The sequence below is a fragment of the Flavobacterium sp. genome (assembly GCF_035195345.1).
Classification (GTDB): Bacteria; Bacteroidota; Bacteroidia; order Flavobacteriales; family Flavobacteriaceae; genus Flavobacterium.
The window spans coordinates 1,452,171-1,475,514 of the sequence record NZ_CP136574.1; the positions used below are offsets into that span (position 1 = coordinate 1,452,171).

The following is a 23,344-nucleotide window of genomic DNA, read 5'->3' on the forward strand; positions in this document are numbered from 1 at the left end:
AACCTGTTAGGTTTTTTTATTTACTAAAATTTTAAACTCATACCTAAAAGGAAATTAATTCCCGCTTGCGGAAAAAATCCTGCTCCTTCAATTGTTGTAATATTTCCTGGACTACTCCAATCGTCATCATAAGTATAGAAATAACCATTGGATTCGTATTCTAAATCAAAAATATTGTTTACCAATCCTGATATAACTATTGATTTGATGGATTTATTTATCTTCCATTCGTAATTAATATTTAAATCATTGACAAAATAAGCCCCCAATTTAGATTGCTTTGAATCGATATTCCCCATGTATTGTTCACTTACAAATTTGGACAAAAGCGAAATTTGAAAATCCTTAATTGGCAAAAAAGTCAATCGATTTCCAACGATTATATTTGGTGAAAAAGCAATATCTGTGTTACCTAAATTTTGTAAAACACCATCTCGTTGAAAGTAAAAGTCTTGGTTTTTATTTTGACTCAAAGTTACGTTTGGATTCAAAATTAATTTATCCGCAATTGCTATTGTTGACTCAACTTCTAATCCTACTCTATAACTTTTTCCACTGTTAGTAAAAATTGGAGAACCCACATCGTTTAATGCACCAGTTAAAACCAATTGGTCTTTGTAATTCATATAAAAAGCATTGGCACTAATTTTTACTTTTTGAGTATTGTATTTCCAACCTAATTCATAATCTATTAAACGTTCTGGTTTCACGCTTCCGCTTTCATAATCATCGCGTCTTGGTTCTTTATTGGCAACTCCTAAAAAGCCATAAAAGGAATTTTTAGTATCTAATTGATAGTTTACCCCAGCTTTTGGATTAAAAAAACGAAAAGTATCATTCACATCCGAAAACTTAACACTTGTTGCTTCATAAAACACCATTCGGTATTGCAAATCAGCAAATAAATTCAGTTGACTTGTAATATTATGAGATGCTTTTGTATAGAAATTGACATCATTTTTATTACCATAATTATCGTAGTAACGATTAGAATTTGGAATATAACTTTGAGTCCAAACAACCTCTCCAAAGTGTTTTCCTAAATAACGATTGGCCGCTCCTCCAAATAACAAATCCGTTTTTGGTGTTCGATAATTTAATGAAAAAGTTGCCCCAAAAAAATCGTTATCTAACCATCGCTTTCTGACTAAATCTGAAATCGAATTCCCATTAAAATCAGGTAAATTGTAATCGGTTAAATCTTCATCTTCTTTGTATTGTTCAAAATAACCTTTTCCGATGGTGTAATGCAATGCTGCATTTGAAATCCATTTTTCAGACCACTTTTCTGTCCAATGCAATTGAAAATGATTTTGCCAATAATTATCGGTTTCATTATCATAGAATTGCACATTTCCAAATTCATCTGTATACATTCCTGCTGGATTGAATGTACGGTCATTTTTTAATTTCTCTAGGTCTTCAATGCCATACCAAGCCTGATATGTTTTTTCTTTTCCGCCAAAAGCTAAAAATTTCACTTGTGATTGCTCAGTAATATAATTGGTGTTAAAAAAATAACCAAACATATTTGATGTTGCTCTGTCAATAAATCCATCCGAAGCTATGTTAGAAATACGTGCATTCATTTCAAAATTGTTATGCAAACCTGTTCCAAAAGCTATTGTATGTTTTCGAGTGGCAAAACTCCCTACGGAATTTGAAACCTCAGCATAAGCTTTTTCTTGAAACGATTTGGTTTGCATATTTAAACTCGCACCAAAAGCTCCAGCTCCGTTTGTTGAAGTTCCTACTCCTCGCTGTAGCTGAACACTTTCTAAAGAAGAAGCAAAATCGGGTAAATTCACAAAAAAGGTTCCCTGACTTTCACTATCGTTAAAGGGAACTCCGTTTAAAGTAACATTGATACGAGAACCATCAGCACCACGAACTCTCATATAAGTATAACCTACACCATTTCCAGCATCGGTTGTACTAACTACAGATGGCAAATATTGCAACAATACAGGCACATCTTGACCTAAATTTCTTGGTGCAATATCTTCTTTTGAAAGATTTGTATAAGTGATTGGGTTTTTATCTTTTGCTCTTACAGAAGAAACTGTAACTTCTTTTAGTTCAGTTGTTTTTAGACTGTCTTTAGGTTTTTCTTGTGAAAAAGAAAAAAGAGAAAAGAAAATAAAAAATAGACTTAAATAAGCCTTTGTACTTTGTACCTTGTACCTTGTACTTTGTTTTAATAAAGTTTTCATTCGTAAAAAAAATACGAATAAAAGGGGTAATTACTCTTGGTTAAAAATTAAATTTGATACTCTTCAACGCCAATAAACGTGCACTTTTATTTTTGTCGATTCCCTAAACAGCATTATCTGTTCTAGGTTCTATGGGTATGATCTCAGCTCGTTATTTAGAGCACCCCTTTGAGACGAGGCAAAGATAAAGCAATATCAATTACAATTGCAATACAAAAACTCAATTTATTTCATTTTTATTGAACTTGACTTTTGAATTTGTTGTTGAAATTTAATAGTTTGGCTTTTTCCTGTTTTGTTTTAAAACGCTCATTACTTTTTTTGCATTGAGGCGCTTTTCTTTTACAGCTCTTGGAATTTTAGTTTCCTTGCGTTCTTTAGAAACCAGTAAGCTATTTTCAATTAATTTAAAACATTTTTTAATTGCAATTTCTTTATTTTTTAATTGACTTCTGTCTTCTTGGCTTGTTATAATTAATATGCCTTCTTGCGTAAGTTTGGTAGCTATTTTAGTTTGAAGTAATTGTTTCTCTTCCTCTTTTAATCCTTTTGAATTGACTAAATCGAAAGTCAGCACCACTTTTGACGACACTTTATTTACATTTTGTCCACCTGAACCACTACTCCTCACTGCTTTAAATGAAAACTCAGATGCGATAATTGATTTATCCATTATCAGGTTGATGTGACGATTTTAATAAGTCATTTACTGTTTTAACCGGATTGAAAGTCTCTAATGGCACCTCAACAAAAATTGTCGTCCATTTAGCCATAGCACCATTCCATAATCCAGGCAATTCGAATGCTTTTATAGATTTTCCGTCTTTTGTTTTTTCTGTAATAAATGCCGTTTTTGGATCTACAAATTGAGTTAAATCAAATTTATCCCCTTTATGATTTTTTACACCACAAACAATATCAACCGGATTAAAATGTGTAGCTCTTTTAGCAATTTTCTTTTGAGTTTTGTTGTTGGTATCTATTTGAGATGATTCAACAATTTGAAGCGTATATCGACCTTTTTCATCTTGCACCCAAAATGGCCCACCGCCAGGTTCACCTTCATTTTTAACCATTCCACAAACACGAATTGGACGGTTTAATACTTTAATTAAATATTCAATTTTATAAGTTGTCTGAAAATAATTAAATTCCTCAGGCAATGGAAAAGCTGCTTTATTTTCGGCAAAATCTTTAATTTCAGTTATTTCATCTTCCGTTAAATTTCCGCTATACAACTTATTTAAATAATCAAAAATTTGATATTGCATTCTAAACAATACGCCTCCTAATAATTTCTTGTAAAGTGTTATTACATCTGAATGATTTTGAGAAACATTATCTATATTTTTAATATAAATCACATCTGATTGAAGCGCATTTAAATTTTCAATCAAAGCACCATGCCCGCCAGGTCTAAAAAACAACGTATTATCATCTAAACGAAATGGCGTATTATCATCATTAACCGCTAAAGTATCTGACGATTGATCTTGATAAGAAAAGTTAATTTCATAATCAGAGAAAAGATTCGTTATTTTCTCAAATTCGAATTGAAATTCTTTATTTATCGTAAAATGAATTTTAGTTTTATCATTTGAACTTTTAAAAAACTCTGCTTCAAAAATATTTTCTTCAATAGGAGTAACAATAGTATCGGCTTTAAAATGAAAAGGCAAAATTCCTTTAGGTTTTTGAGCATAATTTAAACCCTCTTCACTCAGCAACGTTTTAATTAAAGCATAATGCCTTTTATCATTAGACAAGGAATAATAATCAGGAAATAAATCGAGTGTTTTCTTTTTTAATTCTCTGTGAAAAGGAAAGTTATTTAATCCAAAAATAAATATAGAAACATCTTTTGCGTTTTTTTTGTTGATGTAACTATTTATAGTGTCATTTTCGGCATCAAATTCATTTAAAAACTCATTTAAAAACTTAAACATACGAGTTGCCGCTCCCGAAGCAGGAACAAATTTCTCTATGGTATATTTATCTTTATGCCTATCAAAATAAGTTACAAACAAATTAATTTCGCTTTCTGAAAAACGCCAAATACCATCGCCAACGGTTGCCGATTTTACTAAATTAATTTTAGGAATTCCTTGTATAAAAAGAGCCAATTGTTGCTCCACTTTATCAATAGAATTGCCTCTTTCCTTTATATATTTTAAATCTGCTTCTGTAAAAATTTTCTCCATTCTATATAGCCTAAAATAGCAATAATTGTAAATAATAAAAATTGTATGCTTGAAAATGTTAGTCCCTTATAAAAATACAAAGGAACCGAAATAATATCAGCAACAATCCAAAGTAACCAGTTTTCAATTTTTCGTTTGGCCATGAGCCACATTCCTACAAAAAACAAAGCAGTTGTAAGCGTATCAACATAAGCTGTCCAATGGGTAAATTTATCAAAAAAATAGTAAACTAAAGCAACAAAAAGTAAGGTTCCTGTAAAAATTACACTTGAAATCAAATAATCTTTTCGATTCATTACTGAAATTGGAAATTCAGTAGCTCCATTTTTTTTTTGGGTCCATAAATACCATCCTAAAATACTCATTATAGAATAATAAATATTAATGATAAAATCGCCAAATAATTTCCATTCTAATAAAATATACACATAAATCAGGGTACTTACTAAACCCGTTGGATAAACTAAAATATTGTTTTTTCTAGCAAATAAAACACTTATTATTCCAAAAACTACAGCGGTTAATTCGAGAAAAATAAAAACATTAGAATAGTCTTTATATTGAGAAAATAAAAATTCTATCATATTGAAAAGAAATTATGATCGTTTTCAAAAGCAGTTCCAATTACTACCAAATCTGCCCCTGCCGAGTAAATATCTTGAATGGTTGTCATTGAACGAATTCCGCCGCCCACAATCAAAGGAACATCAATATTTTGAGCTACATATTGCACCATTTCTAAAGAAACATGCTGGTTAGCACCGCTTCCTGCCTCTAAATATATCAACTTTTTTCCAAGAAATTCGCCTGCTTTTGCGGTTTTATATGCCAATTCGATATTGTCTTGTTCAATTGGTAGCGTTTGACTTACACGTTGCACAGCAGTTTCTTTTCCTCCATCAATTAACAAATAACCTGTGGGAATAATCTCCAATTTAGATTGCACTAATATTTCAACTGAATTTATATGATGTTCAATTAAATATTCTGGATTTCTGCCTGAGAGTAAACTCAAAAATAAAATTCCATCTGCTTCATTTGAAATTTGCGAAGGATGTCCTGGAAAAATTAATACTGGTAATTGAGTAGTTGTTTTAATAACGGAAATCAATTCATCTAAATGCGTTCCATTGAAAGTACTTCCACCCACAAAAATATGTGTGGCAAGCGATTTTTTAATTTTCTCACCCAACACCACCGCTTGTTCAATTGAAACCTTTTCAGGATCAATTAAAACAGCTAATAGCTTCTGACGATTCTTTTTGGCTAGAAGTATATTTGAATATAGATTTTGCATTTTATTTTTTTGGGAAAGCACACACAAAGATATATGCTTCTACGTTATAAAAATGAATCTTGAACTTTTCTATTTGGTTATTAAATTGCAAAATAGCTGAACATTTCCCATCAATTAAATTAAATTCATCTTCAAAAATATGTTCTGGAAAACTAATTCCAACTTCATTTTTAATTTTAAAAATAGACTCTTTTACTCCCCAAATGACTGTTGCTTTTGCAATTTTATCTGGAGTAGAAAGATTTTTCAAATGCTTCATCTCTAAAAACCTTGGCGCTATTTTAAGTGTTTTTTCTTTTAGTTTTTCAATATCAATTCCCATTAATTCGGTACTTATACAAATACACGAAAATTCATGAGAATGAGAAATTGATATCTGTTTTCCATCAACTAAATGTGGTTTTCCCGATGCATCATATATCAAATCGTAATCGGTGTAACCCAAATGTTGCAATAACATTCGAACAGCTAAAAACCCTCTTTGATGGGCTTCAGATTTCATTCCTTTTAAGCGAAAAAGAGAGGTGTCTTTTAACGAAACTGCTCTAAATAATGAAGTTACGTCTTCAGTAATATGCCAAAAGTACGCCGTGGTAGTTTCGTTTATATGTAAGGTTTTATATATCGGCATTTATATTTTGTTGTTTTTCAAATCATTAGAATATTAAACAATTCACAAAATACTTAAATTCTTTGAGAAAATAAAAACTTATTTTGTAATTTTGCGCCCTAATTTAGAATATACAAATATACATAATAGATGAGTACACAAACATTACCTTATGTAGCTTATAAAGTGAAGGATATTTCACTTGCGGCTTGGGGAAGAAAAGAGATTGAATTAGCAGAAGCTGAAATGCCAGGTTTAATGGCTTTAAGAGCAGAATATGGAGCATCTCAACCTTTAAAAGGAGCTAGAATTGCAGGATGTCTTCACATGACAATTCAAACGGCTGTTTTAATTGAAACTTTAATTGCTTTAGGTGCAGAAGTTACTTGGTCTTCTTGTAACATTTTCTCAACTCAAGATCAGGCTGCTGCTGCTATTGCTGCTGCTGGAATTCAAGTATATGCTTGGAAAGGTTTGAATGAAGAAGATTTCGATTGGTGTATTGAGCAAACTTTATTCTTTGGTGAAGATAGAAAACCATTGAACATGATTTTGGATGATGGTGGAGATTTAACCAACATGGTTTTTGACCGTTATCCAGAATTAATTCCTGGAATCAATGGATTATCAGAAGAAACTACAACTGGAGTTCACCGTTTGTACGAAAGAATGAAAGCTGGAACATTACACATGCCCGCTATTAACGTTAATGATTCGGTTACGAAATCTAAATTTGATAACAAATACGGATGTAAAGAATCGGCTGTTGATGCTGTTAGAAGAGCGACAGACATTATGTTAGCTGGAAAAAGAGTGGTTGTTTGTGGATATGGTGATGTTGGAAAAGGAACTGCGGCTTCTTTCCGTGGCGCTGGTTCTATTGTAACGGTTACTGAAATTGATCCTATTTGTGCTTTACAAGCAGCAATGGACGGTTTTGAAGTTAAAAAATTAAATACTGTTGTTGGTAATGCTGACATTATTATTACTACAACTGGAAATAAAGACATCGTTTTAGGTTCGCACTTTGAGCAAATGAAAGATAAAACTATCGTTTGTAACATTGGCCACTTTGATAACGAAATTGACATGGCTTGGTTAAACAAAAACCATGGTGCATCTAAAATCGAAATTAAACCACAAGTTGACAAATATACTATCAACGGAAAAGATATTATCATCTTAGCTGAAGGTCGTTTAGTAAACTTAGGTTGTGCTACAGGTCACCCAAGTTTTGTAATGAGTAATTCATTTACAAACCAAACGTTAGCTCAAATTGAATTATGGACTAATATTTCTGCTTACAAAAACGAAGTGTACATGTTACCTAAACATTTAGATGAAAAAGTAGCCGCTTTACACTTAGCTAAATTAGGAGTTGAATTAGAAACTTTACGTGATGACCAAGCAGCATATATTGGTGTAGAAGTACAAGGCCCATTCAAGCCAGAATATTACAGATACTAAATATTTAGTAAATAGTGAAAAGTGATTAGTAAATAGTCACTTAAAACATATTAAAACCCTTGCAGCAATGTGAGGGTTTTTCTTTTACCAACTATTTTTCAACAAATTAGCAACAACTTGAAACTTTTGGCGTTAAATTTGTACTAATCATCATCAATCAAAATCAATCATCATGTTAAAACGTTTTTTTATGTTATGTTCGGGCGTAGATTCCGACATAATTAATGGCTGTTCTAATGGCGAGCAAAACAAATATGCCGGAATTGGAGCAACCGTTTTCTTCACAGCCGTAATGGCTTTTATTGCGAGTGCTTATGCACTTTTTACCGTTTTCGATAATGCATTTATTGCAGTTGCATTCGGTTTAGTTTGGGGTTTGCTTATTTTTAATTTGGATCGATTTATTGTTTCTACCATTAAAAAAAGAGATAGCTTTTTAGACGAATTTATTCAGGCTACTCCGCGTATTGCTTTGGCGATTATTATTGCTATCGTAATTTCAAAACCCTTGGAAATTAAAATCTTCGAAAAAGAAATCAATACGGTTTTACTAAAAGAAAAAAATGAAATGATGTTGGCTAACAAAAAACAAGTAGCCAATTATTTTCAATCGGATTTAGATAAAAACAAAGCGCAAATTGATAGTTTAAAATCGGATATTCTTAAAAAAGAAAAAGAAGTAAACGATTTATATTCGGTTTACATCACAGAAGCTGAAGGAACTGCTGGAACTAAAAAGTTAGGCAAAGGTCCGGTTTATAAAGAAAAACGTGAAAAACACGATGCTTCTATGCAAGACTTAGCTACTTTAAAAACAACCAACCAAACAAAAATCAGCGATTTAGAAGCCAAATCCAAAACTTTACAAGCCGATCTAGATAAAAAAGTCACCGAAACCCAACCTATTATTGAAGGATTCGACGGTTTAATGGCTCGAATTAATGCTTTGCATAAATTACCTTTCTTGCCATCGTTTTTCATTATGCTGTTGTTTTTAGCGATTGAAACTTCGCCAATTATCGCCAAATTATTATCACCCAAAAGTGAATACGATTTCAAACAAGAAGACAACGAAATGGGCATCAAAAATATGCTAGCTCAAAATCGTTACCAAAGCGAATTACAAAAGAAAACCGATGCCGAAATTTACGATAAGGTTTATGTCGACATCAAAGAAGATAAAGAACTGTACAACTACAAAAAGAAAAGCGCATTAGAATTATTAAAACTCCAAGCTGATGGTTTTGTGGAGAAACAGAAGAAATCGATGTAGAATTTAACGACAAAGTTCACTAAGAGTAACACTAGGAACACAAAGAAAAACCCAACATTTTAAAAGTGTTGGGTTGCTTTTTTATTATAGATATTTTAAAATATCGGATTTTAATCGGTCGTATTCCCCTTGAAGGATTAATCCGTTGTCTAATAATTTCTTATAATTCTGAAGTTTCGCAAACAATTCGTCTTGCGTTAAATGCGCTAATCCTTTTTCTTCTGAAATTGGAGCTTCTACTTCCGTATCACGAATAACATCATTTGGAGTAGGCATTAACTCTGCAAAATGAGTTACTTCTTCCGCTTGAATTTCTTCTACAACTTCTTCTTGAACTGGCGATTCAATTGGAGCTTCTTGTTTAACTTCTTCTACAATTGGAGTTGCTGCTTTTGGATTTTTCAATAAATCCAATTGCTCTTTAGCGTAAGTGTATAATTTTCTTGCCTGATTTTTTGGTAAATAATCAACCGTTTGTGTTAAATCGGAATTAGTTGTAAAGGTAAAATCAGCACCTAAAATACCTTCTTTTACAAATGAACCTGAAATATCATCCCAATCGTAATCAATGAATTCCATTGATAATCCTAAGTTTTTAGGCTTACACAAAATGATACGTTTGTTGGTTACTACAATACTGTCTGGAAAAATAGTTACCGCTGGTTTTTTTTGAACGGCAATGTAGCCTACTTCTTCGTTCGACATTAGAAGATTCTCTAATTTAGCCGTTATTTTCTCAATAGCTTTTGGATCTTGATCTTCGTTTAATATTTTTTTTAAGTTGTCTATCATGATAGTTACTTTGAATTTTCTTTTAATATCACAAAAGTAATGCCTAATTTTCTAATTCTTGAATTTCTTGTTGGACTTTTTTCGTTAAACTTTTGAAAACAAGTTCGTAAGAATGATTAATCAATTCGCACATCATTTTATCGGAAACATCACCGTGAAAACGAACGGTATTCCAATGCACTTTACTCATATGATAACCTGGTTCAATAGCTTCATATTCCGCTCGAAGTTCCAAAGCCCGTTCAGGATCACACTTTAAATTTAACGATGGTGTCCCTTTTTCCCATTCGGTTAACGACGTTAAACAAAACATTTTTCCACCCACTTTAAACACCAAAGTATCTTCATCAAATGGAAAATGTTCGGTAACGCCTTTTTTAGATTGACAGAATTCGTAAAGTTGTTGAATATCCATTTTAGTTTTCAATCCTTGCAGCGCTTTCAAATACTTCTGAATTCCAAATACTATCCTTAGATGTATAATCAATTCTAGATCTAATTATACCATGGGTAAATTTAATTTCAACTAAACTAACAACAGATCTATTAATAACTTTTTCAATAGAATTATCTCTCTTTTTTGGCTTTCTACTTTTATGATTCTGAGAAGTTATATATAAATCTTTTGAATGCCCTAAATATACATTAGTCATATCTTCCGTTGGAAGTCCGCTACTATTATACGGTGTTAATTTTAATACACTATCATTATTAACTAACACATCGAAAATCGCTTCTAAGTAACCATTTTCAGAACCATGATGAGGAATTTTATATAAACTAGCTTTATTGTCGTCAATAATTTTAGAGTGTTTAACAATATGCTTCCATCCCTCACTATCATCTTTACCAATTTCTAAATCAGCACCAAGCAAAACTCTGTGATTATTAAATTTTAATAATATCGCAACTGATTTATCGTTAGGAGTCTTATTTATTACAGCAGTATTTCTTTTGCCAAACTCTGTAATTAAAGTACTTATTTCTGAATCAAAATTTGAAATTGTCTTCGGTGAGGGAGAGAGTGAAAATATTTCAAAATCTATTTCTATGTTTTTCTTTTTTAACAAGAGTAAATCCTTTTGAGCTCTTACAAAATAAGCATCTTCTCTATCATTAATTATTTTCAAACATTGACTAAACTCATTTGTTGAACTAATAGATCCTTTTGTTGATTTTGTGTAATCCAATTCACATAATAATAAAAACTTATCAAGATCGTGAACTGATGAAAAACAAAATTCTGCTTTTTTACATAATTCAAGTGCTTTTGAGAGTCCTTTTATATGATCATTGTGCCAATGAGTACAAATAATTAGTTCAACATTGTCCAAATTGACTCCAATAGAATTAAGGTACTCAATTGCTAATGGCTGTTTATTGTTAGGATTTATACAACTATCTATAATTACCCATGAATCTTTAGATACTTTCAAAACAATTGATTCTCCATATCCACCACCTGTACCTATTAAAGTTACTTCAACTTCTGTATCTTTAGGTTTATTGGTCATCAATCTTTCTTTCCTTTAATTTAGAGTATTTTAATTCTATATTTAGTTTTGTTGATTCTATATCTTCTTCATCTAAAAGTATTAATCTTTGAAATCTTACATCAGACCTTTTTACACTTTGTCCATTCTCCATATAATGCCCAACACTCCAATAAAAAACCGCACCTATATCCAGTAAATTCATATCATCAGGAGATATATCGTTTAGTTCAAATTCAACAATTTCATCGGTACCCCCAAAAGTTAAATCAATAAGTCTTGCTGTAAATGTTTCCTCTTCAAGATTAGTTACTACACCTTTCCAATTTTGGATCTTTTTTGAGTATTTTTTTCCATTAACTAAATCAAAGTTTGGATTAAAATTAGGCAAACTAAAGTACTGTAATTCGGGTTCTTTATTGTTTACTTCTTTTGTTTCAAATTTATCAATATCTAATTCATTTTTATATCTAGAAATTGCATTGGAATAAATGTCTAAATAATCATGATTAGACTCTGTTAAACAAAAATCTTCAACCCAATTACCTAAATAATCTGAAGTTAATACTCTGCTATCTCCCATACCTTATTATTTAGATTTTCAACTTTTTGAAATGAAAGTTCCCATTTTTCATTCAATATCTTAATCATTTCTTTTGCATTATGTATAGTTTGAATTTCGAAATGATGATTACAATTAAAAACTACTGACTTTCTATCATTTAACAAATCTGATGGTGATATTGTTAAACGAATCAATCCGTCTTCATTTTTTTCGGTTTTAGTCTCTGAAAATTGAATAGATTGTAATTTTGGATTGTTCATTACATCTGCTAATTTCTTAGCAGGAGATAACCAAAATCCAAAATTTTCATATTCTTTGAAATCTCTCATGCTAAAATGACATAAGTGATTTATTCCAAAAGCCTTTACCGGTGTTTCTTTAAGGTTTGAAAAAACACTTACAATTAAATCCTTTAAAGCTTGAAAATGAGACTCTCTCTTTGTTTTAAAATCAATCCTTGTAGGAGTCGCTTCAAAACTAAACCAATCGATTTCAAATCTGGTCAAATCTGGATGAATCACCTCTACTTTAGCTGTTTCTGCCTCAATTTCCCTTATCAACTCTTTTGAAGACAACCAAAATGGAGTAATTATAACCGGATTGAAATTTCCTAAAACAGCAATACCTAAAGTGTAGATTTCTTTTTCTTTAGCCACAATTATTTTTTTTAAAAATTTATACATTGTGTAAATACAGCTGTAAATATAAAAAAATATTAACAACTAAGTGTTAATATTAATATATATTTCTATACAAAACTGGTTTACTCGGACTTGCATCATTTTCAAACGAAGCAAACTGTAAATTCAAAATATAACTTCCATCTTTTACAGCATCATTAACGTAAATCATTTCGGTAATTGTACAATTAAAACGAGCATCTTTATTTACATTATTGACATCTTTTACATTCCAAAAGGCTTTGTGCGCCAATAATTTTCCTTCATCGTGTTCTTTGTCTACACTAGGCAAATCGATTAGCAAATGTTGAATGCCTTTTTCTCTGATAAAAATGGCTGCAGCTTCTTCTAAATAGGGCGGATTCGTATTGGAATAATTTAAATGTTTTTTGCTTTCTGGATTTGGCAATGTCCTGATGATGATGGCTTCTGTTGAGACGTTGCAATGCAACGTCTCTTCTATTTGTTCTTTTGTAATAACTAAATCTTCTCCGATCGCTTTTGGTTCCACCGAAATCAATTCCGCAGTAAAGAAAAACTGTTTCAAACATTGATTGATTGAGTAAAAATCACGGGTAATATGCCCTAAACATTCTGTGTGGGTGCCATGTGCGTGCGGATTGAAGAAAATATTATTAAAATTCGTAGAAGATTTTCCTTCCGAAACTTTGCCAATCCAATCACCCATAGTTACAGGTGCAATCTCGGGCGTGTTTTGATACCAAGCAATTGGATTTTGTTCGTTGTTTGTTAGAGGAATCGAAATATCAAGAGGATTTGATAAGTCGATTTGTTGGTTATTTATTGTTGCTTTCATATTTTTAACCGCAAAGAGCGCAAGGATTTACGCAAGGTTCGCTAAGTTTACTTTTTATTTTTATTTAGTTCGTATAGAGTTAGAGGTTATTTACAACTCTTTTTACTCCATTTTTGATAAGAGAAACATTGAAATTTATTAGTAAGCCTAACTTACAATTTGTTAATTTTAAATAAGTCAATAATTGAGCGAAATGAACATCATTCAATGCTTCTACCGATTTAATTTCAATTATTAATTTGTTTTCAACTATTATATCAATTCTGTAACCTACATCGAGTTTTACTTCTTCATAAATTAAGGGTAAAGGCTTTTGTTTTTCAACATTTAATCCTGTCTTCCTTAATTCGTAATACAAACATTCTTCGTAAGCACTTTCCAGCAAACCTGGACCCAAACTTTGATGCACTTTCAAAGCACAATCAAATACAATTCTTGATAATTCATTTTCTGTCATAATTATTTATTTTGGCGTGTATAATTTAAATTGTTGCGTCCTTTGCGAAAAACTTTGCGCTCTTTGCGGTAAACTACTCCAAATTTAATAAAAACAAATTGGAAGTAGTTAAAGAATTAATAAATTCACCTCAATTAATTGTATTTAAATTTATAATTAATTAATTTTAAAGTATTCTTTGGATCTAAAAGAAACTTAAAATGAAAAAATATTTTGTTATCATAGTGCTTTTATCAAATGTTTGTTCTTTTGCACAAATAAAAACAGACTCTATTCAACCAATTCTACAACCGATTAAAATGAATAGTAATCTGAATACAACTTGTTCTTTTTTATCTTTTAATCAACTAAATTTTTACACAAAAAATGACTTTTCTATTTATAATAGAGCTACGATGATGAATGATAATTTTTCAGTTTACAAAGGTCAATTTGAATATAAAAATTCTATTTTCATTCCTGAAAATACAATCTATAATTCTAAAATCGACTCATTTAATCCAAATGGAGTTAGTGATTTTGGCAGTGCTTTGTTGACTGGTGTTTTGAATTTAACATTGAGTTTGTTTACTATTAAATAAAGTCTTACTTATTTAATAAAAACAAATCACTTGCTATTCCATCACTCAAAAACTTTCCTTTTTTGGTTGTTCGTAAAATATTATCATCCACAAACAACAAATGATCTTCAATGAATTTTGCTGCTTGTTGGTTCAAATAAGCCAGATAGGTTTTTCCGAATTCTTGTTCGATTCGTTCTAACGAAACACCCCAAATCGTGCGCAAACCGGTCATAATATATTCATTATAACGGTCGGTTTTTGTTAAAGTCTCAATTTCGATGGGTAATTTATTTTCTTGAATAGATTTGATATACAACGAATTGTTTGACACATTCCAACCACGATTTTTCCCATCATAACTGTGTGCCGAAGGTCCAATTCCGATGTATTTTTTACCCAACCAATAGCTCGAATTGTTTTTTGAAAAATAATTTTCTTTTCCAAAATTCGATAATTCATAGTGAATGAATCCGTTTTCTGAAAGTTTATCAACCAAAATTTGAAAATGCTCTTGAGCTACTTCGTCATCTGGTGACGGAATGATTCCTTTTTGAATAAACAAATGCAAAGCAGTTTTAGGCTCCACTGTTAACGCATAACTTGAAATATGTGGCACACCAAAAGACAAAGCGGTTTCGATATTTTGTAACCATTTTTCGTTGCTCATTTCGGGAACTCCGTAAATCAAATCGATGGAAATATTATCGAAATAGTGTGTGGCAATTTCCAAACATTTTTTGGCTTCTTGAACATTGTGTGCACGATTCATCAGCTGTAAATCGTCTTCAAAAAACGATTGAATTCCGATTGACAATCGATTGACTTTATTTTTTGACAATTCAATTATTCGATTCTCCGTTAAATCATCTGGATTGGCTTCTACGGTTATTTCAGGATTTTCAACAACTTTATAATTTTTATAAACCGAATCAATCAAAAATCTCAAATCTGCAATTTGCAATATCGAAGGCGTTCCACCACCAAAGTAAATCGTCTCTACAATCTCATCTTGAAACTCACTTTTGCGCATTTCAATTTCTTTAGCCAATGCCAAAACCATCTCATCTTTCTTCTTCAAATTAGTAGAAAAATGAAAATCGCAATAATGACAAGCTTGTTTGCAAAAAGGTATGTGAATGTAGATTCCTGACATTTTATTAGTATTCAGTCGCAGTCGCAGTTTGCAGTACTGAGACTGAAAACTGAGACTGAAAACTATTTTTTAACTCTCGATTCATTCTGTTTTACAAAAGCATCCCAACCCGAATAACTTTTCCCAACCTCAACTCTTCCCGAATTAAAAAAATGACAAACTGCTGCCGCCAAACCATCGGTTGAGTCGAGATTTTTTGGTAATTCTTTTAAACCTAATAATTGTTGCAACATTTTGGCTACTTGTTCTTTACTGGCGTTTCCGTTTCCGGTGATGGCCATTTTGATTTTTTTGGGTTCGTATTCTGTAATAGGAATATCTCTTGAAAGTCCGGCTGCCATGGCAACGCCTTGTGCTCTTCCTAATTTCAGCATCGATTGTACGTTTTTCCCAAAGAACGGCGCTTCAATGGCAATCTCATCTGGATGATGCGTTTCAATTAATTCGATAGTTCGTTCAAAAATAACTTTTAGTTTCTGATAATGGTTGTCGTATTTGGACAAAATGAGTTCGTTCAACTGTAGAAATTCCATTTTCTTGTTGACTACTTTGATTAATCCAAAACCCATAATCGTCGTTCCTGGGTCAATTCCTAATATGATGCGTTCGTTTGCCAATTATTTTGTTTCAAGTTTCAAGTTTCAAGTTCAAAGTTTTCGTTTCTTTGCAACATGATTTCAATTCCTCACAAAGCTAAGCAATTCCTTGTTTTTACCATCAAACTTTTGATTGTAATTGGTGCGTTTTATTTTATTTATGACCAAATTGCAGGAAATTCAAAGTTAGAATGGAGTAAATTTAAGACTTTAGTTTTGGAAAAAACTTCTGTCTTAACCATTATTTTCATTTTATTATTTAGTGTTGCCAATCGTTATTTTGAAATTTTAAAATGGCAGAATTTGGTTGCTTTTATCAAACCTATTTCGGTTGGTGAAGCGAGTAAACAAGTTTTAGGCGCTTTAACAGCTGGAATTTTCACACCAAATGGTTTAGGCGAATATGCAGGAAAAGCGATGTTTTTCAAAAAAGAGCAAACTAAAAAAGTGGTGTTTTTAAACCTGATTTGCAATGGAATTCAAATGATATTGACGATTATTTTCGGAACTATTGGATTGATTTTAATTGGATATTGGAAATGGGCTTTAGCGATTATTGGAATTGCTGTTGTTTTATTTTTTGCTTCAATTCTCTCTAAAAACATCACCATAAAAGGTTATTCGATTCAAAAATTATTGCATAAAATTAACGAAATTCCAAAAAAGATTCACCAAAAAAATATTGTCCTTGGCGTTTGTCGTTACTTGGTTTTTTCGCATCAATATTATGTTTTGTTTTTGGTTTTTGATGTAGATTTACCTTATCTGACTTTGATTAGTTCAATTGCTGCTGTTTACTTTTTAGCTTCTTCGTTACCAAGTTTCCAATTTTTAGATTTTGCGGTTAAAGGAAGTGTGGCGATGTTTTTCTTTGGAAAATATGGTGTTAACGAATGGATTGTGATTTTCATTAGTACCTTAATGTGGTTTTTAAACGTAGTTTTACCTGTGGTGATTGGCAGTTATTATGTGATGCGATTTAAGTTGAATACTTCAAAATAGTTTATTCGTATGTTGGAATTAATTCTCGGAACCGTTTTTCTCATTTACCTCTTGTTCATCGGGCAACTGATTTATGGATTTAACCGAATGAAACGCTTTTCAAAAACAGAATTCACTCCAAAAACCTCTTTTACCATTGTAGTTCCTTTCCGTAATGAAAAAGAGAATCTTCCTAATTTATTACATTCGATTTCATTGTTACATTATCCGAAGGAATTAGTGGAAGTGATTTTGGTGGATGATGATTCTGATGATGAATTTAGAATTCAGAATTTAGAATTTAGAATTCAAATGGTAAAGAATATTCGTAAATCTAATTCACCCAAGAAAGATGCGATTGAGACTGCGATTGAAATTGCTAAAAATGATTGGATTATTACTACCGATGCGGATTGTTTGGTTCAGAAAGATTGGTTGACGATTTACGACCAATATATTCAGGAAAATGAAGTTGAAATGGTAGCTTCTGGCGTTTGTTATGTTACAAAAAAAGACTTTTTATCCGCTTTTCAGAATTTAGATTTCTTGAGTTTACAAGGCGCTACGATTGGAAGCTTTGGAATCAACCAACCTTTTATGTGCAATGGTGCTAATTTAGCTTATTCCAAACAATTTTTCAAGGAATTAAACGGTTTTCAAGGAAATGAAAACATAGCCAGCGGAGACGATGTTTTTTTATTGCAAAAAGCGGTTTCAGGTGCTCCAGAGCAAGTTGGGTTTTTATTGGCTAAAGAAAGTATTGTCGCTACAAAGCCTGTTGCAACTTGGTCTGAATTGTTTCAACAACGGGTTCGCTGGGCCTCGAAAAGTACGGGTTACTCTTCTCTTTATGGAAAATTGTTAGCACTTGTTGTTTTTGGTGGAAATTTGGGTTGGATAGTAAGTTTTTTACTTTGGTTAATTGGATTTTTAGACCAAAATATTTTCATGCTTTTTGTTGCTTTGAAATTCCTAATCGATTTTATTTTGCTCTATAAAACCGCTAATTTCTTCGAATCGAAATTACAATATGTGTTGGCGAGTAGTTTGTTGTATCCGTTTTTTAGTGTTTCGGTGGCGGTGTATTCGTTGTTTGGGAAATATAGTTGGAAAGGGAGAAACTTTAAAAAATAATTAGCTCGAAAAGACGATTTATTTGGAACGCTGATGACACAGATAAAACAGATTTTTACAGATTATTTAACCGCAAACTTGTCATGCTGAAAGCATCTCTTTCATGTTCAAAATTAAATTTTTGAATTTGATTTTTAGCTTGTAATTGTACTTGATTTTATCCTTGATTATTTCTCCATTTTGATAATTACTGGAAGTACAAATTGTGTTTTTACTTTTACGCCTCTTTTTATTGCAGGCTCTACTTTTGGAAAATCGGATAATCTTGACATTAAAATGCTATCGATTTTGGTTTTATCTGCTAAAGCAATACTGTCGTTAGTATATTGTGTTTCAAATTGTAAACTAGAATCAGTATTTATAGTAATTTTTACGTTGATGGTATCGATTTTTGGATATTCAATTCGTAATGTATCAATACCTATTCTTTCCTGAATAGTTTGTGCCATATAATCAAAGAAACATTGTTTTTTTATTGCTGCATCTATAATGGTATCGCATTGCAAAACCGATGGAAATTCATCCACTTCGTCCCAATTGATTTTTTTAAGTTCTTGCTTTAATAATTCCTTCTCATCTGGTACTTGTTTTTCAAAGTATTGGCAAGATTGAATAGCTAAAAGCAAAAAAAGTAGTTGAATTGTTTTTTTCATATTATTCTTCCATCTGAAACATTACAGGGATTGCATAAGAAATAGTAACTGGTTTTCCATCACAATTAGCAGGAATGGCTTTTGGCAACGATTTAATAATGCGAACAGCCTCTTCTTCTAAAATTAGACCATTTTTTGGACCTATGACATCTTTAATTTGTGGGTTCCCTTCTTTATCAATTAGAAAATAAACCATCACTCTTCCTTGTAATTCGTGATCCATTGCAAATTCTGGATATCTAAATTTTTTATAAATATGCTTTCTTATGTAATCATTAAATGATACTTGTTCTTCAAGTCCTGTAGTCAGATTTTTTACTTTATAGAATGGTAATTCTTGAGAAGTACATTTTGTAAAACCTAAATCATCTTCTTTTACAACTGTAGTTGTAATTTTAGATTTCTCAATAGAATCGGCTTGTTTTTTTTGTTGTTTGGCAATTTTACTTTCCTGAACACGAACCAAATAAGCATCCCACTCTATTTTTTTTTGCTCATCTGATTCTTTTTTAAGCCTTGCCAATTCTTTCAAACGATCTTGGGTTGACAAATTTTTGTCTTGAGCAACAGCCGTGTTAACCACTAAAAAAGAAATAAAAAGTAAAAAAACAAATCTCATAGCAATCAATTAAGTAAAATGTATGAAACAAAGTTATAAATTTGTTAGACAATAACTAAAATCTTATGGAATACTTTTTACTGATTTTGGGTTTACTTTTGATGCTAGTGGGAATTATTGGCAGTTTTTTACCTGCTTTACCAGGACCGCCTATTAGTTGGGTTGGGATTTTATTGCTTTATTTTTGTCCTAGAATGGAAACTAATTATTGGTTGCTAGGCATTACATTAGTAATTGCGATAGTAATTGGCGTATTAGATTATGTGATTCCAGCAAAAGGCACTAAGTATTTTGGCGGAAGTAAATACGGAATTTGGGGAACGAATATAGGTTTGGTTATTGGCTTATTCTTTCCTCCTTATGGATTTTTAATTGGTCCTTTTTTATGCGCTTTAATAGGAGAACTTATTTACAACTCTAATGAAGGAAAACGAGCTTTTAAAGCAGCTTTAGGTTCGCTTTTAGGCTTCTTAGCCGGGACTTTTATAAAGCTTTTGGTTAGCTTATTATTTTTAGGTGTATTTTTTGTTGTGGTTTGGCAAAATAGAGGGGTTTGGTTTTGATAATACCCTAAAAATCAAAAAGCCTTGCATAAATGTAAAGCTTTTCTTGGTTTAACTACCTCCCTTTAAACGGTATCTTTTGGTCTAACAATAATTCGTAGTGATTGATCTTTTGTAAAATAAGCAATTGCCCAATTGTATAATGTTTTTAATCTATTACGATAATTTACAAGCGACATAATATGCACAAACAACCACATCATCCAAGCAAAAAAACCATTAAAATGTGTATTACCTGGAATATCAGCTACTGCTTTAGCTCTTCCAATGATTGCCATTGAGCCTTTGTCTTTGTAGTGAAAGGTTTGTAACAATTTATTTAATTGTAGGTTATTTAAATTATGAGCTAGATTTTTACCTTGTTGAATAGCAACTTGAGCAACTTGTGGATGTCCATGTGGAAATTTTATATCGGTATTCTCCATAATACATGTGTCCCCAATAGCATAAATATTGTCGGTTCCTTTTATTTTATTAAATTCATCTACAATAAGTCTTTTTGCTCTACCATAACATTCTTTTGGTATTCCTTCAAAAATCATTGCAGAAACACCTGCAGCCCAAATAAGATTTTTAGTTTTTATATATGTTCCGTCTTTAAATGTTACTACATTTCCGTCATAATCCACAACTTGCATGTTTAACTTTACTTCAACACCTAATTGTTTCAAAGACTCTAAAGTATATTTTTGTGATTTCTCACTCATTGGAGCTAACAGCCTATCTCCACCATCTACTAGATAAATTTCTGTCTTTCTGAAATGACTCAATTCGGGATACTCATTCCTAATAATAGTTTTACTCATTTCAGCAAACATTCCCGAAACCTCAACTCCAGTAGGTCCACCACCTGCTACAACCATAGTTAACAATCGTTTTTTTTCGGCTTTATTTTTTGTAACAGTAGCTTTTTCTATTCGTTGCAATAAAATATTTCTCATATTTAAAGCATCGTCAAGTGTTTTCATGGGAATGGCATTTTTCTTTACATTTTCCATTCCAAAGTAATTACTTTCTGTACCTGTGGCAAAAACTAAGTAATCGTAAGCAAGTTCTCTATTACTTAACTTTATTTTATTTTCAGATGGAAGTACTTCAGAAAATTCTCCAAGCCAAAAACGGATGTTTTTATTTTCTTTTAATAATTTACGAAAAGGATAACTAATTGATGATGGTTCTAAAAAACCTGTTGCAACTTGATAAATTAGAGGTGGAAAAAAATGATAATTATTTTTATCCACTAATGTAATGGTGAAGTATTTGTTGTTAGCTAATGAATTTGCAAGGTTTATTCCTGCAAATCCGCCTCCAATAATCACAATATGTTTTTTCATTTTTCAAACACTTTAAGCCTCTTAATACGCTTTTAATATTGTAAAATTACTATATATATATTTTGATTGAGACAAAGAAAAGTTAAAAAAATAAAAAGTTTTAAAATCAAAAAAGCCTTGCATAAATGCAAAGCTTTTCATTGGTCTAACTACTAAACCTTGTGGTACTTTCGTACCTAAACAACACAACTATTTTAAATATTGTAAGAGGGCAAAAAAGCCTTTCTCTTAAGAAAGGCTTCCTCTTTACTGGCGGTCTGGACGGGACTCGAACCCGCGACCCCATGCGTGACAGGCATGTATTCTAACCAACTGAACTACCAAACCAGTGCTTGATTGCGAGTGCAAATATACTACGCTTTTTCATTCCTGCAAATATTTTTACGAAAAAAATAAACTTTTTTCAGTGTTTTTAGCCAAACTTTTGTTTTTCAACCAAATAGGTTAGTAAAATTTTTTCAAAATTTTCATCTACAGAAACCGGCACATAACGTATTTGATACTGCATACACGTTGCCTCTACCGTTTTAAAATAATCTTGTACTCTTTTTTGATACAATTCTTGAGTATTTTCTGCAAATAAATTGATTTCTTCTCCTGTTTCTACATCAATAAATTTACGAGGTGTATTATCAAAATTAAAATTTAATTCTGTTTTTTTATCATACACATGAAAAACCACCACCTTGTGTTTGTTATGTTTTAAATGTTGTAAAGCTTTGAAAATTTTTTCATTGTTTTCTTCGGAACCTTCAGAATGAAACATATCAGTAAACAAAATCACCATAGAACGGCGGTGAATATTTTCTGCAATTTGATGCAAAAAAGTTACGGTATCCGTTTTTCTAGTAGTTTTATTTTGCGATAAAACTTCTTCCAGCTTGCTTAAAATCATACGATGATGACGATCACTCCCTTTCTCAGGTGAATAATATTCATAGATATCCGAATAAACACTCAATCCAACTGCATCGCGCTGCTTTTTAAGTAAATTCATCAAAACCGCAGAAGCCAACACCGAAAAACCAATTTTATTCTCATAAAATAGCTGATTCTCTTTTAATTTTGGATAATGCATCGAAGACGAATTATCGATTATCAAATGACAACGCAAATTGGTTTCTTCTTCGTAGCGCTTGGTATATAATCTATCCGTTTTAGCGTATAATTTCCAATCGATATGTTTTGTGCTTTCACCTGGATTATAGATTTTATGTTCAGCAAACTCAGCTGAAAATCCATGAAAAGGGGATTTGTGCATACCCGAAATAAATCCTTCGACAATTTGGTTAGCCAAAAGTTCCAAGTGCTCAAAACTGGATATTTTTTCTACTTGAGATTCTAGATTCATATCGTAAAGATAGAAAAAGATTTTTTATTTTTGGAAAAAGGTTTTGTGAGAAAGTTTTAAGAAAATAATTAAAAAAAGGCTCAACTTTCGTTGAACCTTTTATTTATCTATTTTCTATTGATTATAGTAATGCGTCAATTGCATCAGTATAGGTTTTCTTAGGAGCTACACCCACTTGTCTTCCTACTACTTCTCCATTCTGGAAAATCAATACTGTTGGAATGTTTCTAACACCGTATTTTGCAGCAAATTCCTGATTGGCATCTACGTCCACTTTTCCTACTACTGCTTTTCCTTCATACTCACTGTGAATTTCGTCGATAACTGGCCCAACCATTCTACATGGTCCACACCAAGCTGCCCAAAAATCTACTACTACTGGTTTGTCTGATTTTAATACTACCTCATCAAAAGTAGCATCTGTTATTGCTAATGCCATATTTTTCTTTTTAGTTTTATACTTATTTGAATTGCAAATTTAGGAATTAATTACGAATGAAAGTATGTTTTAAAATTACTTTTGATTATACTC

General features: G+C 31.5%; 26 protein-coding genes, 1 tRNA gene and 1 riboswitch. Of the genes, 6 read left to right on the forward strand and 21 right to left on the reverse strand.

The annotated features are described in order from the left end of the window. Window positions 1–23: 23 nt before the first annotated feature. From RSE15_RS07010 to RSE15_RS07035, 6 genes are all read right to left on the reverse strand, one after another. Complete coding sequence (locus RSE15_RS07010) at window positions 24–2,213, reverse strand: TonB-dependent receptor (RefSeq protein WP_324066965.1); 2,190 nt, start codon at window positions 2,211–2,213, stop codon at window positions 24–26. Window positions 2,214–2,295: 82 nt separating this feature from the next. Then, a riboswitch (TPP riboswitch) is annotated at window positions 2,296–2,391 on the reverse strand. Between the two features lie 93 nt (window positions 2,392–2,484). Further along, a complete protein-coding gene (gene arfB, locus RSE15_RS07015; protein WP_324066967.1) occupies window positions 2,485–2,886 on the reverse strand; it encodes an alternative ribosome rescue aminoacyl-tRNA hydrolase ArfB in 402 nt (133 codons plus the stop codon). Continuing rightward, complete coding sequence (locus tag RSE15_RS07020) at window positions 2,879–4,414, reverse strand: DUF4301 family protein (RefSeq protein WP_324066968.1); 1,536 nt, start codon at window positions 4,412–4,414, stop codon at window positions 2,879–2,881. Before RSE15_RS07020 ends, arfB begins: the two co-directional genes overlap by 8 nt. After that, window positions 4,384–4,998, reverse strand: coding sequence for a nicotinamide riboside transporter PnuC (pnuC, locus tag RSE15_RS07025; protein ID WP_324066970.1), 615 nt, complete (start codon window positions 4,996–4,998; stop codon window positions 4,384–4,386). The genes RSE15_RS07020 and pnuC overlap by 31 nt, the downstream gene beginning before the upstream one ends. After that, window positions 4,995–5,711, reverse strand: a complete 717-nt coding sequence (locus tag RSE15_RS07030) for a phosphoglycerol geranylgeranyltransferase (protein ID WP_324066972.1) — start codon at window positions 5,709–5,711, stop codon at window positions 4,995–4,997. Before RSE15_RS07030 ends, pnuC begins: the two co-directional genes overlap by 4 nt. Window position 5,712: 1 nt before the next feature. Then, window positions 5,713–6,342, reverse strand: a complete 630-nt coding sequence (locus RSE15_RS07035; protein ID WP_324066974.1) for a 4'-phosphopantetheinyl transferase family protein — start codon at window positions 6,340–6,342, stop codon at window positions 5,713–5,715. Window positions 6,343–6,471: 129 nt separating this feature from the next. Here RSE15_RS07035 and ahcY point away from each other — a divergent pair, with 129 nt between their 5' ends. Together ahcY and RSE15_RS07045 are read left to right on the forward strand one after the other, a co-directional pair. Next, entirely contained in the window at window positions 6,472–7,788 is a 1,317-nt protein-coding gene (ahcY, locus tag RSE15_RS07040) for an adenosylhomocysteinase (RefSeq protein ID WP_324066976.1), read from the forward strand. A 172-nt stretch (window positions 7,789–7,960) separates the two neighbouring features. After that, the gene (locus RSE15_RS07045; RefSeq protein ID WP_324066979.1) at window positions 7,961–9,061 is read left to right on the forward strand and encodes a DUF4407 domain-containing protein; all 1,101 of its coding nucleotides are present in this window, start codon (window positions 7,961–7,963) and stop codon (window positions 9,059–9,061) included. A gap of 84 nt (window positions 9,062–9,145) precedes the next feature. On the opposite strand, the gene RSE15_RS07050 is transcribed toward RSE15_RS07045, so the two are convergent. The 7 genes from RSE15_RS07050 to RSE15_RS07080 all read right to left on the reverse strand — a co-directional run bounded on the left by RSE15_RS07050 (window position 9,146) and on the right by RSE15_RS07080 (window position 13,865). Further along, entirely contained in the window at window positions 9,146–9,853 is a 708-nt protein-coding gene (locus tag RSE15_RS07050) for a PH domain-containing protein (RefSeq protein WP_324066981.1), read from the reverse strand. Between the two features lie 43 nt (window positions 9,854–9,896). After that, complete coding sequence (locus RSE15_RS07055; RefSeq protein ID WP_324066983.1) at window positions 9,897–10,268, reverse strand: MmcQ/YjbR family DNA-binding protein; 372 nt, start codon at window positions 10,266–10,268, stop codon at window positions 9,897–9,899. Between the two features lies 1 nt (window position 10,269). Continuing rightward, entirely contained in the window at window positions 10,270–11,367 is a 1,098-nt protein-coding gene (locus RSE15_RS07060; RefSeq protein WP_324066985.1) for an MBL fold metallo-hydrolase, read from the reverse strand. Then, complete coding sequence (locus tag RSE15_RS07065; RefSeq protein WP_324066987.1) at window positions 11,357–11,929, reverse strand: hypothetical protein; 573 nt, start codon at window positions 11,927–11,929, stop codon at window positions 11,357–11,359. Before RSE15_RS07065 ends, RSE15_RS07060 begins: the two co-directional genes overlap by 11 nt. Continuing rightward, window positions 11,908–12,567 carry a hypothetical protein gene (locus RSE15_RS07070; protein WP_324066990.1) on the reverse strand — a complete coding sequence of 220 codons (660 nt, stop codon included), beginning with the start codon at window positions 12,565–12,567 and terminating at the stop codon, window positions 11,908–11,910. Before RSE15_RS07070 ends, RSE15_RS07065 begins: the two co-directional genes overlap by 22 nt. A 79-nt stretch (window positions 12,568–12,646) precedes the next feature. Beyond that, complete coding sequence (locus RSE15_RS07075; protein ID WP_324066992.1) at window positions 12,647–13,408, reverse strand: cyclase family protein; 762 nt, start codon at window positions 13,406–13,408, stop codon at window positions 12,647–12,649. 79 nt (window positions 13,409–13,487) lie between these two features. Beyond that, the gene (locus RSE15_RS07080; protein WP_264367588.1) at window positions 13,488–13,865 is read right to left on the reverse strand and encodes a GxxExxY protein; all 378 of its coding nucleotides are present in this window, start codon (window positions 13,863–13,865) and stop codon (window positions 13,488–13,490) included. Between the two features lie 200 nt (window positions 13,866–14,065). Here RSE15_RS07080 and RSE15_RS07085 point away from each other — a divergent pair, with 200 nt between their 5' ends. Further along, window positions 14,066–14,446, forward strand: a complete 381-nt coding sequence (locus RSE15_RS07085; protein ID WP_324066996.1) for a hypothetical protein — start codon at window positions 14,066–14,068, stop codon at window positions 14,444–14,446. Between the two features lie 4 nt (window positions 14,447–14,450). Here RSE15_RS07085 and hemW read toward each other — a convergent pair whose 3' ends face one another. Further along, complete coding sequence (gene hemW, locus RSE15_RS07090; RefSeq protein WP_324066998.1) at window positions 14,451–15,581, reverse strand: radical SAM family heme chaperone HemW; 1,131 nt, start codon at window positions 15,579–15,581, stop codon at window positions 14,451–14,453. Between the two features lie 62 nt (window positions 15,582–15,643). After that, on the reverse strand, window positions 15,644–16,198 hold the full coding sequence (gene ruvC, locus RSE15_RS07095) for a crossover junction endodeoxyribonuclease RuvC (protein ID WP_324067000.1): 555 nt from the start codon (window positions 16,196–16,198) through the stop codon (window positions 15,644–15,646). Between the two features lie 54 nt (window positions 16,199–16,252). Between ruvC and RSE15_RS07100 the strand changes: the two genes are divergently transcribed. Then, a complete protein-coding gene (locus tag RSE15_RS07100; RefSeq protein ID WP_324067002.1) occupies window positions 16,253–17,179 on the forward strand; it encodes a hypothetical protein in 927 nt (308 codons plus the stop codon). 87 nt (window positions 17,180–17,266) lie between these two features. Continuing rightward, a complete protein-coding gene (locus RSE15_RS07105) occupies window positions 17,267–18,292 on the forward strand; it encodes a glycosyltransferase family 2 protein (protein WP_324067004.1) in 1,026 nt (341 codons plus the stop codon). Window positions 18,293–18,459: 167 nt separating this feature from the next. On the opposite strand, the gene RSE15_RS07110 is transcribed toward RSE15_RS07105, so the two are convergent. Together RSE15_RS07110 and RSE15_RS07115 are read right to left on the reverse strand one after the other, a co-directional pair. Beyond that, on the reverse strand, window positions 18,460–18,945 hold the full coding sequence (locus RSE15_RS07110; RefSeq protein ID WP_324067006.1) for a hypothetical protein: 486 nt from the start codon (window positions 18,943–18,945) through the stop codon (window positions 18,460–18,462). Between the two features lies 1 nt (window position 18,946). Continuing rightward, window positions 18,947–19,564 carry an energy transducer TonB gene (locus RSE15_RS07115; RefSeq protein ID WP_324067008.1) on the reverse strand — a complete coding sequence of 206 codons (618 nt, stop codon included), beginning with the start codon at window positions 19,562–19,564 and terminating at the stop codon, window positions 18,947–18,949. 65 nt (window positions 19,565–19,629) lie between these two features. Here RSE15_RS07115 and RSE15_RS07120 point away from each other — a divergent pair, with 65 nt between their 5' ends. Then, window positions 19,630–20,127 (forward strand): DUF456 domain-containing protein, encoded by a 498-nt coding sequence (locus tag RSE15_RS07120; protein ID WP_324067010.1) that lies wholly within the window; start codon window positions 19,630–19,632, stop codon window positions 20,125–20,127. A gap of 65 nt (window positions 20,128–20,192) precedes the next feature. Here RSE15_RS07120 and RSE15_RS07125 read toward each other — a convergent pair whose 3' ends face one another. The 4 genes from RSE15_RS07125 to trxA all read right to left on the reverse strand — a co-directional run bounded on the left by RSE15_RS07125 (window position 20,193) and on the right by trxA (window position 23,251). Next, window positions 20,193–21,461 carry an NAD(P)/FAD-dependent oxidoreductase gene (locus RSE15_RS07125; RefSeq protein ID WP_324067012.1) on the reverse strand — a complete coding sequence of 423 codons (1,269 nt, stop codon included), beginning with the start codon at window positions 21,459–21,461 and terminating at the stop codon, window positions 20,193–20,195. Between the two features lie 250 nt (window positions 21,462–21,711). Further along, a tRNA-Asp gene (locus RSE15_RS07130) sits at window positions 21,712–21,788 on the reverse strand. Between the two features lie 85 nt (window positions 21,789–21,873). Further along, window positions 21,874–22,812 carry a DUF58 domain-containing protein gene (locus tag RSE15_RS07135; protein ID WP_324067014.1) on the reverse strand — a complete coding sequence of 313 codons (939 nt, stop codon included), beginning with the start codon at window positions 22,810–22,812 and terminating at the stop codon, window positions 21,874–21,876. Between the two features lie 121 nt (window positions 22,813–22,933). Continuing rightward, entirely contained in the window at window positions 22,934–23,251 is a 318-nt protein-coding gene (gene trxA / locus RSE15_RS07140; protein WP_133608539.1) for a thioredoxin, read from the reverse strand. Window positions 23,252–23,344 lie beyond the last annotated feature (93 nt).

Excerpts from the sequence above, each read along its gene's own strand:
- RSE15_RS07135 (WP_324067014.1), bottom strand. The coding sequence starts at position 22,812 with ATGAATCTAGAATCTCAAGTAGAAAAAATATCCAGTTTTGAGCACTTG.
- RSE15_RS07125 (WP_324067012.1), bottom strand. The coding sequence starts at position 21,461 with ATGAAAAAACATATTGTGATTATTGGAGGCGGATTTGCAGGAATAAAC.
- RSE15_RS07110 (WP_324067006.1), bottom strand. The coding sequence starts at position 18,945 with ATGAAAAAAACAATTCAACTACTTTTTTTGCTTTTAGCTATTCAATCT.
- trxA (WP_133608539.1), bottom strand. The coding sequence starts at position 23,251 with ATGGCATTAGCAATAACAGATGCTACTTTTGATGAGGTAGTATTAAAA.
- RSE15_RS07085 (WP_324066996.1), top strand. The coding sequence starts at position 14,066 with ATGAAAAAATATTTTGTTATCATAGTGCTTTTATCAAATGTTTGTTCT.
- RSE15_RS07010 (WP_324066965.1), bottom strand. The coding sequence starts at position 2,213 with ATGAAAACTTTATTAAAACAAAGTACAAGGTACAAGGTACAAAGTACA.
- RSE15_RS07080 (WP_264367588.1), bottom strand. The coding sequence starts at position 13,865 with ATGACAGAAAATGAATTATCAAGAATTGTATTTGATTGTGCTTTGAAA.
- RSE15_RS07120 (WP_324067010.1), top strand. The coding sequence starts at position 19,630 with ATGGAATACTTTTTACTGATTTTGGGTTTACTTTTGATGCTAGTGGGA.
- RSE15_RS07075 (WP_324066992.1), bottom strand. The coding sequence starts at position 13,408 with ATGAAAGCAACAATAAATAACCAACAAATCGACTTATCAAATCCTCTT.
- RSE15_RS07050 (WP_324066981.1), bottom strand. The coding sequence starts at position 9,853 with ATGATAGACAACTTAAAAAAAATATTAAACGAAGATCAAGATCCAAAA.
- RSE15_RS07035 (WP_324066974.1), bottom strand. The coding sequence starts at position 6,342 with ATGCCGATATATAAAACCTTACATATAAACGAAACTACCACGGCGTAC.
- RSE15_RS07100 (WP_324067002.1), top strand. The coding sequence starts at position 16,253 with ATGATTTCAATTCCTCACAAAGCTAAGCAATTCCTTGTTTTTACCATC.
- RSE15_RS07045 (WP_324066979.1), top strand. The coding sequence starts at position 7,961 with ATGTTAAAACGTTTTTTTATGTTATGTTCGGGCGTAGATTCCGACATA.
- pnuC (WP_324066970.1), bottom strand. The coding sequence starts at position 4,998 with ATGATAGAATTTTTATTTTCTCAATATAAAGACTATTCTAATGTTTTT.
- RSE15_RS07030 (WP_324066972.1), bottom strand. The coding sequence starts at position 5,711 with ATGCAAAATCTATATTCAAATATACTTCTAGCCAAAAAGAATCGTCAG.
- RSE15_RS07065 (WP_324066987.1), bottom strand. The coding sequence starts at position 11,929 with ATGGGAGATAGCAGAGTATTAACTTCAGATTATTTAGGTAATTGGGTT.
- RSE15_RS07055 (WP_324066983.1), bottom strand. The coding sequence starts at position 10,268 with ATGGATATTCAACAACTTTACGAATTCTGTCAATCTAAAAAAGGCGTT.
- RSE15_RS07060 (WP_324066985.1), bottom strand. The coding sequence starts at position 11,367 with ATGACCAATAAACCTAAAGATACAGAAGTTGAAGTAACTTTAATAGGT.
- arfB (WP_324066967.1), bottom strand. The coding sequence starts at position 2,886 with ATGGATAAATCAATTATCGCATCTGAGTTTTCATTTAAAGCAGTGAGG.
- RSE15_RS07105 (WP_324067004.1), top strand. The coding sequence starts at position 17,267 with ATGAAACGCTTTTCAAAAACAGAATTCACTCCAAAAACCTCTTTTACC.
- RSE15_RS07115 (WP_324067008.1), bottom strand. The coding sequence starts at position 19,564 with ATGAGATTTGTTTTTTTACTTTTTATTTCTTTTTTAGTGGTTAACACG.
- ahcY (WP_324066976.1), top strand. The coding sequence starts at position 6,472 with ATGAGTACACAAACATTACCTTATGTAGCTTATAAAGTGAAGGATATT.
- hemW (WP_324066998.1), bottom strand. The coding sequence starts at position 15,581 with ATGTCAGGAATCTACATTCACATACCTTTTTGCAAACAAGCTTGTCAT.
- RSE15_RS07020 (WP_324066968.1), bottom strand. The coding sequence starts at position 4,414 with ATGGAGAAAATTTTTACAGAAGCAGATTTAAAATATATAAAGGAAAGA.